General features: G+C 56.7%; 6 protein-coding genes. 4 read left to right on the top strand and 2 right to left on the bottom strand.

Translation table 11 applies throughout. From position 1 onward, the window contains the following. Positions 1-274: 274 nt before the first annotated feature. Together J2D73_RS07375 and J2D73_RS07370 are read left to right on the top strand one after the other, a co-directional pair. Positions 275-997, top strand: a complete 723-nt coding sequence (locus J2D73_RS07375) for a hypothetical protein (RefSeq protein WP_207880904.1) — start codon at positions 275-277, stop codon at positions 995-997. Between the two features lie 299 nt (positions 998-1,296). Further along, positions 1,297-3,621, top strand: coding sequence for a putative bifunctional diguanylate cyclase/phosphodiesterase (locus tag J2D73_RS07370; RefSeq protein ID WP_207880902.1), 2,325 nt, complete (start codon positions 1,297-1,299; stop codon positions 3,619-3,621). 119 nt (positions 3,622-3,740) lie between these two features. On the opposite strand, the gene aroC is transcribed toward J2D73_RS07370, so the two are convergent. Further along, positions 3,741-4,814, bottom strand: coding sequence for a chorismate synthase (gene aroC, locus J2D73_RS07365; protein ID WP_207880900.1), 1,074 nt, complete (start codon positions 4,812-4,814; stop codon positions 3,741-3,743). Positions 4,815-4,844: 30 nt separating this feature from the next. After that, a complete protein-coding gene (fabI, locus tag J2D73_RS07360; protein ID WP_207880894.1) occupies positions 4,845-5,699 on the bottom strand; it encodes an enoyl-ACP reductase FabI in 855 nt (284 codons plus the stop codon). A 195-nt stretch (positions 5,700-5,894) separates the two neighbouring features. Between fabI and pdxH the strand changes: the two genes are divergently transcribed. Together pdxH and J2D73_RS07350 are read left to right on the top strand one after the other, a co-directional pair. After that, a complete protein-coding gene (gene pdxH / locus J2D73_RS07355) occupies positions 5,895-6,506 on the top strand; it encodes a pyridoxamine 5'-phosphate oxidase (RefSeq protein WP_207880892.1) in 612 nt (203 codons plus the stop codon). Positions 6,507-6,709: 203 nt separating this feature from the next. Then, positions 6,710-7,585: a universal stress protein gene (locus J2D73_RS07350; RefSeq protein WP_026398725.1), complete on the top strand. Its 876-nt coding sequence runs from the start codon at positions 6,710-6,712 to the stop codon at positions 7,583-7,585. Positions 7,586-7,609 lie beyond the last annotated feature (24 nt).

The following is a 7,609-nucleotide window of genomic DNA, read 5'->3' as shown; positions in this document are numbered from 1 at the left end:
TGGCGTCCACATCCAGAGCTTGAATCACATCAGACCGATTTTCCAAACAGGCTCTAACGTGGCCACACGTTGCCCACAATTTGAATGTTTATTTATAAGTAATAAACAGTTAAATATAAGACAAAAAAATATCAATTCTATATTTATTAAATAATATAACTACACGCATGCAATTAATACAAGATATTGTTTTATTTATGTGGATTTTATTTCGATTTAAATTCTAGGATTGCTCGTCTCCCATTCGGGAGCGTCATTTTCAAGGAAACTCAAAATGTATGCTCTTCTTTTCGCCGAGGAAATTGTCGATCGTGGAGCACTCCGCGTCCACGCACGTGAAGAGGTGTATGGCTCGAACTTGATCCGGGGTTGCGCCGAAGGAGATGTCAATTCGATAAGGGCCCTGCTGGTTGGATTTTGGCCGTTCGTAAAGGCCTTTGAGATTGCGATCGACGCCCGCGTCGGACGAATGCCGACCAGACCCCTGGTGCAACGTTTCGGACAAAGTCGTGTACGCGCGTTCTTCAACGAAGCACGGGAAGCCGTCCGGGAAATGAAGGACGAGGAAGGATCCCATGCCCTTCTTTGGCGCCGCGCGGCGGAAGAGATCGGTGTGGATTTGGACGAAAGCTCTGTGGTCCCCGGCGTCGCTGCGCTCCTTGAAAGCGCGAATTCAGACGATGAGGTCGAATTTTTCTGTTGGCTTGCTGGAACCGAATATATCGCCGAAGAGTTGTCAGCGTATCTCTGTCACTCGCCTGCCTTCAATAGTAAATTTTCCTCGGGACGTTGGGTCTGGGGGCTGGCTCACCTGATGGACGAGCACGAAGGCCCGTCGCATCTGGAGATCGATGAGGATCTTGCTCGCGCGTATCACCCTTCGACGGATACAGCAGTCGTCGGGGCCGCTCTTTTCTCTCACATTCGGCGTTGCGAGAAATTATTTGGCGAAGCTGCTGCGGATGTTGGGCGCGTGCTGACGTTGGAGAGTGTCTAGTTTTTGATATTCATAGAAAAAATAACGTTGTAACAATGTAGTATCACGAAACCTCTGTCTTTGTTCGACGTTTCGTTGTAAGATCAAGACGATGCGAAGCGTATTGGTGATTTTTTTACCAATACGCTTTACTCTTGCGCTAGGGACGGTTGAGCTTGCTGTTCCGGGGCGATCGGAAGACGCATTCCTCGGAATACTCGTGGCCTTAGAGCAAAGGATATCGTCAAATTTTCTTCCGTGGCTTCATCGAGCGCTGGTTTTCTCTTTCTGGCTTCAACTCATCTCCGTCTCGTTACAGAATGGAGCTTGATCTCCAGCGTATCCGTTATGCGTGCGATCTCACCCCATGGGGTAGTCTGACCAGCGCTCTCGTTGTGGGCATGTTGCTGTTCGGGACGTCAGGGACGGCCTCCGATGCGTATCGAACTTTTCTGTTCGGCGGTGTCGAGTTGGTTGCCTTTCTTCAGATTCTCGTATCACTGGTTGTTGGCAGATACCTCTCAACGCGCCGTCAGTACAAAAATTTACGTCTTATGAGACTGGCGTTTGTTGGCTTGGGGCTGTGTCTTGGCGTCATGTGGGCGACGATGCCACTTACGCTCTTCTCTCCAGCCCCCCCGCATCAAAAAGTTATTGTCGCATGCACCTGTGCGGGCCTTATCGCCACGGCGCTGGCGTTTGTACCTATTGCTGGAATGGCCGAGTGTCTGACGATCCCGCTTGGAACCGCTTCCGCTTACACGCTTCTTTCACTTGGCGGCAAAGATTGGTTCGCGTTGTTTGGATGTCTTGTCATATACGGGCTCTTTATCGGCTCCGTTACCGTGCAGGTAAGACGTCTTCTCGACAAAATCACTCTTTATCGCCTTGAGACGCAGGAGCAGCGCTCAACTTTGCAGTTGCTTTCCGGTCGAAGCGACGCTGGAGAAATCTGGAGTTTGTGGGAAACTGACCGGAATGGAGCGGTTTCATTTCTGTCCCCGGATCTGGCGCATATTTTTGACTGGAAGCCCGCGTTAGGGATGCCTCACAATTTCCTTAATGATTTAAAAGGAAAATACATAAATTCTGCGAATGAAATCCGTGGCCCAATTTCCAAGAAATTTGTCGATTTCACGCATATGGTAAATTGTTTAAATGAATCAATTTCATTTCGCGATATTGTTGTGCCACTGAAAGTGAATGATACGGTCGCTTTGTGGTCATTTACAGGCCGCCCGATGTTTGATGATCATCAAAATTATTGCGGGTTTCGTGGTCTGGCTTACGATGTGACAGACACATTTACGGAGCGATTTGAAGAAGCGCATCAGGCGCGTAACGACGCAGTAACGGGCATACCCAATCGCCACGCGTTGAATGAGGCCTTACGCAATGCGTTGAGCGATCTCGGGCGCACGGGGCGGACTTTTGCGTTCTATCTTGTCGACCTAGACGAATTTAAACGGGTCAATGACAGGTTGGGCCACAATGCCGGAGACGCCGTGCTTCGGGTTGCGGCGGCCCGACTTGCGCGTGTGGGTGGAGACGGCGCGTCTGTTGCAAGATTTGGTGGCGATGAATTTGCCTTACTCCTTCAGGACATAGATCCCCCTGAAGCGATCCGCGTGGCGCAAGACATCGTTGATCTATTTTCGGAGCCCGTAAAACTGTCCGACCAGGACGTGCTCGTGCATGTCAGCGTAGGCTTGGCGCTGGCGCCGCTAAGTGGTGACAGCGTCGAGTCAATACTCGATGCCGCAGATCTCGCGATGTATAACGCCAAGCAAGCCGGAAAAAATACGTGGTCCTGCTTTGAGAGTTCAATGAGCGGGCAGATTGAGCAGCGTCGCCTGCTTCTGGGACAGTTCCGTGAAGCCGTTACCAGGCGGGAAATAATTCTTGCTTACCAGCCATTGATCGACGCCAGGACCTTAGCTCTTGTCGGTTTCGAAGCCTTGGCTCGTTGGCCGCGGCCCGATGGTAGTTTTGTGCCCCCGGATCGCTTCATCCTGTTGGCGGAAGAAACCGGATTGATCTGCGAACTCGGTAACTATCTGCTTGAGCAGGCCTGCCGGACGGCGGTTTCATGGCCAACGGATCTCACGGTCGCGGTAAACGTTTCCGTGGGGCAGCTTCACGCCCCGGATTTCCTCCTCACTTTGCAGACAATCCTGAAAAAAACCGGATTGCCGCCTGCGAGGCTTGAGCTCGAAGTGACGGAGAGCATCTTCATGGATGTCAACAGCACCTGCGCCGGTGTGCTGCACGGTCTTTCTGATATGGGAATCAAGCTTGCGCTCGACGATTTCGGGCGCGGGTATTCGTCGCTTGGATTTCTCAAGGAGTTCAATTTTTATAAGCTGAAGCTCGATATGGGCTTTATTCGAGATATGAATCATGACAGGCGTTCGGCCGCTATTGTGCGTTCTGTTATAGAGCTTGCGTCCGAACTCGGAGTTGTCGTCACGGCGGAGGGTGTCGAGACAAGAAGCCAACTCGACGCGCTGAGACGTTACGGCTGCACTCAGGTGCAGGGTTATTTGTTCAGCCCGGCAATTTCCGGCGACGAGACGGCCCTTCTCGCTGAGAGGTCGAGATTTAGCCCCATGCATTTTTTCGAAACCGGCGTCCGAAGCGCGTAAGCCTCTCTGGGGCCGGTCCCAAGATTCATCATGCCCGGAAAAAGCCCGTCACCGCGTTTGGTATGGCAGCTTCTGCTAAACTGGACCCATCATGATGAAATAGATGGGAAAAGTCGGACCTAAGCTCCGTTCTGTCCTCGGTGTCGAAGCAGGTGATCCGCCAGCACGCAGGCCATCATGGCCTCTCCCACGGGTGCCGCACGAATGCCTACGCACGGATCATGCCGGCCCTTTGTCACAACGTCGACCTCTTCGCCCTGCCGGTTTACTGACGGCACGGGCGTCAGCATGGAACTGGTAGGCTTCACGGCGAAGCGCGCGACAATCGGTTGACCCGTCGATATGCCGCCGAGAATTCCGCCGGCATGATTGCTCTCGAATGCGATGTGATTGCCGCTCATGCGCATGGCATCGGCATTTTGCGGGCCGGTGTATCCTGCGACAGCGAAACCGTCTCCGATCTCGACGCCCTTGACGGCGTTGATGCTCATCAACGCAGATGCGATGTCGGCGTCCAGCTTGCCATAGATCGGCGCTCCGAGCCCGGCTGGAGCGCCCTCTACGACAACCTCTATGGTCGCGCCAACGGAGGAACCAGCCTTGCGTATGGCGGATAAATATTCCTCCCATACGGGGACAATGGCTGCATCCGGAGCGAAGAACGGGTTTCGGCTCACTTCATCCCAGTCCCAACGGGAGCGGTCGATCGTATGTTCGCCGATCTGCGTTAAGGCAGCGCGGATCACGACGCCGCCGCCAAGGACGCGGCGCGCTATGGCGCCCGCGGCCACGCGCATGGCCGTCTCTCGGGCGGACGATCGCCCGCCGCCGCGATAGTCCCTTACGCCATATTTCATGTCGTAGACGACATCGGCGTGACCGGGGCGATAAGTGTTGGCTATTTCGCCGTAATCTTTCGATCGCTGATCGGTGTTCTCGATGATTAGAGATATGGGCGTCCCGGTCGTCACGCCTTCGAACACACCGGAGCAGATACGCACTTCATCGGGTTCACGACGCTGCGTAGTGAACGCGGATTGCCCGGGGCGGCGGCGGTCGAGGAATGGTTGGATGTCGGCTTCGCTCAGGGCGAGACGCGGTGGACAGCCGTCCACGACACAGCCAATCGAAGGGCCGTGACTTTCGCCCCAGGTGGTCACACGAAATAGATGACCGAAGCTGTTATGCGACATATCGTCCCTGCCCTCGCCGCGTTCTCTGCGCTATTCGCCGACGACCGAGATATCGGGCGCTTTCGGGTTTTTCATGCCAACGATGTGATAACCTGAATCGACATGATGGACTTCGCCCGTCACGCCGCCCGAGAGTGCGGACAGCATGTAGAGACCGGCGCCGCCGACTTCGCTCAACGACACATTGCGCTCAAGCGGGGCATTGTATTGATTCCACTTTAAAATGTAGCGGAAATCGCCGATGCCGCTCGCCGCCAACGTCTTGATCGGACCGGCGGAAATCGCATTTACGCGAATGCCATCAGCGCCGAGATCAGCCGCCATATAGCGCACTGACGCCTCAAGGGCCGCTTTGGCGACGCCCATAACATTGTAATGCGGCATCACGCGTTCGGCGCCGAGATAAGACAGCGTCAGAAGCGAACCGCTTGGATTCATCATCGCTGCTGCGCGGCGCGCGACAGCCGTGAAAGAGTAGCAGGAGATATCGAGCGCCGTCAGGAATGCGTCGCGGGGCGTGTCGAGATAACGGCCGCGTAGATACTGCTTGTCGGCCCAGCCGATGGCATGGACTACGAAGTCGATCTTCCCCCACTCCTTCTCGATGAGTGAGAAGGTCTCGTCGATCGCGGCGTCGTCGCTGACGTCGCAGGGCAGAACCAGCGTCGCGCCGATGCTTTCAGCAAGCGGGCGCACACGCTTGCCCAGAGCCTCGCCCTGATAGGTGAAGGCGATCTCGCCTCCCTGCGCGGCTACTGCGGCGGCGATCGCCCAGGCGATCGAGCGATCGTTGGCGACACCCATGACGACGCCGCGCTTGCCGCGCATTAGGTCGCCCTTTACCGGGCCATCTTCCACCGACGATGTATCTGCGGCGTCTGACATGAGAGGCTCCCCGTTCAGCTAAGGAGGTGACAAAACCGGACGGGTCGTTGCACAACATACGCTTGGGAACAAGTCGAGAAACGCAAACGCATCTCCGCCCTGCGCGAAAACACAGTGGAAGATGCGTTCGAACGCGTGAAAGCATGACAAACACGCGATGATGCGAGACACCCCGACAATACGAGGCCCCTAGTGATGACACAGAGCGACGCGTCTCCCCTTATCGACCTCGACGCCGATCCATTCGACTTTTTCGCGCTCTGGATGACGGACGCTGAAGCGTCGGAACCGAACGACCCGAACGCCATGACGCTGGCCACGGTTACTGCGGATGGACGGCCGGACGCGCGGATCATTCTCCTCAAGGGCGTCGATCGCTCCGGTTTCACTTTCTACACGAATCTTGAAAGCCGAAAGGCGGCTGAACTGACTGCGACGCCTTTCGCCGCGCTGCTGTTTCATTGGAAGACTCTAAGGCGACAGATTCGCATCGAAGGCTCGATCTCACCCGTCAGCACGGAAGAAGCCGACGCCTATTTCGCCAGCCGCCGACGTATGTCGCAGATCGGCGCCATCGCGTCCGACCAATCCCGGCCCCTTTCCGATCGCTCGATTTTTGAAGAGCGCATCCACGCCGTCGAGGAGAAGTACCAAGGCCAGCCGGTACCCCGGCCAGCCAATTGGTCGGGTTTTCGCCTGACCCCGGACCGGTTTGAATTCTGGCAGGACCGTCCCTTTCGGCTGCATGATCGCGCGATATGGGTTGCGTCGGACGCCGGGTGGAGCGTCACCCGCCTTTACCCCTGAGACTACGCGTTTCCACGCAACGACGTCTCCGGCATGGCGTTTAGGGAGCGAAAAGCCGTATACTCGCCCGACAGGAGGCAATCGGACGCGCTCTTCAATCATGCCGGGCGCAGCTCTCTGGTCCTTCCTTGTGTTCCGGGAACCGCCGCCCTTGCGCGGCGATGACTGGCCATTCGAACATCCGCGCCAAGCGAGAGGTCGCCATGAAACAGGTCAGCAAAATTCTCCTCCCTCTGAGCAGCGTGCGAAATGCGGACGCCGCCCTGATAATCGGGCGCAATTTCGCACGGCGATTCAAGGCGCATCTGGCCGTGCTGCATGTGCGTCCCGACGGGCGCGACATCGCGCCTCTGGCGGGCGAAGGGCTGACCGGCGGAATGGTCGAGGATCTGATGTCGGCGGCGGAGCGCGAGGGCGCGCGGCGCACACGCGAAGTGCAGGAGGTTTTCGAGACCTTCGCCGCTCATGCAGGCATCGCCGTCGTCCCGCCGCGTATTCCATTCCCGCAGGATGAGGCGAGCGTCAGCTTCAACGTCATCAAGGGATCGGAAAGCGAGATCGTTCCGTTCCACGCGCGGCTGTCAGATTTCACGCTGGTCGCTCACCCGGACAGCGGGGACGAGGTGTCTTCGTCCGAAGCGCTTCACGCCGTGCTGTTCGATAGCGGCCGCCCTGCCGTCATCGCACCGCGCGAGCCGATGGCGCACATGGTCAAGCGCGTGTGCATCGCATGGAACGGCACGGCCGAAGCGGCCTCGGCTTTACGTGGCGTAATCGCATGGGCGAGCACCGCAGAGCGCGTGCGCGTGCTGCATTGCGGAGACTATCAGCGACGTGGCCCGGAAGCTCGGGAAGTCGTCGATTACCTGTCGATGCACAATATCACGGCCGATCGTGTGGAGTTCGCACCCGTCGAGCGGGATGTGGGCAAGGGGCTGCTCGCGGCGTGCAAGGACTTCGAAGCCGATATGCTCGCCATGGGCGCATATTCCCATTCGCGGCTGCGTCAGCTCATTCTCGGCGGCGTGACCCGTCATGTGCTGGAGCATGCGACGCTGCCGGTTCTGATGAGTCGCTGATCTGTCTTCTTTGCATCATCAGGC

It is taken from the genome of Acetobacter sacchari (assembly GCF_017377715.1).
GTDB lineage: Bacteria > Pseudomonadota > Alphaproteobacteria > Acetobacterales > Acetobacteraceae > Acetobacter > Acetobacter sacchari.
This window is presented reverse-complemented; position numbering and strand designations above follow the sequence as displayed.

What these genes read in the sequence shown, in the direction of transcription:
- J2D73_RS07350 (WP_026398725.1), top strand. Translation starts at nt 6,710, where the DNA reads ATGAAACAGGTCAGCAAAATTCTCCTCCCTCTGAGCAGCGTGCGAAAT.
- pdxH (WP_207880892.1), top strand. Translation starts at nt 5,895, where the DNA reads ATGACACAGAGCGACGCGTCTCCCCTTATCGACCTCGACGCCGATCCA.
- J2D73_RS07370 (WP_207880902.1), top strand. Translation starts at nt 1,297, where the DNA reads ATGGAGCTTGATCTCCAGCGTATCCGTTATGCGTGCGATCTCACCCCA.
- fabI (WP_207880894.1), bottom strand. Translation starts at nt 5,699, where the DNA reads ATGTCAGACGCCGCAGATACATCGTCGGTGGAAGATGGCCCGGTAAAG.
- aroC (WP_207880900.1), bottom strand. Translation starts at nt 4,814, where the DNA reads ATGTCGCATAACAGCTTCGGTCATCTATTTCGTGTGACCACCTGGGGC.
- J2D73_RS07375 (WP_207880904.1), top strand. Translation starts at nt 275, where the DNA reads ATGTATGCTCTTCTTTTCGCCGAGGAAATTGTCGATCGTGGAGCACTC.